Genomic DNA, 228 nt, shown 5'->3' on the forward strand with positions numbered 1-228 from the left:
AGCGGATCAGCCGGGTCTTCATCTATTACAACCCCGAGGACCCCACGAAATCGGATGATCCCGACAACTACCGCTCGATGCGCGGGCGGGTCGAGCCCGATGTAGAGGCCGAGGCCGGTGGCGCCGATATCCGGTCGAAGACGATCTATTCACGCTGGATCACCACCGACGCGCAGGCCTACGAGCTCTGCCAGCGCCTGCTGGCCCGGTTCCGGACGACGCCGCGCT

The 228-nt window shown here is 65.4% G+C and carries 1 protein-coding gene; it reads left to right on the forward strand.

Features of this window, described 5'->3' with window-relative positions:
• Positions 1-228: hypothetical protein (locus BYZ73_RS23445; protein WP_220086910.1), on the forward strand; the 228-nt coding region annotated here is incomplete at both ends.

Origin of the sequence: Rhodovulum viride (assembly GCF_003265965.1) — a bacterium.
GTDB lineage: Bacteria > Pseudomonadota > Alphaproteobacteria > Rhodobacterales > Rhodobacteraceae > Rhodovulum > Rhodovulum kholense.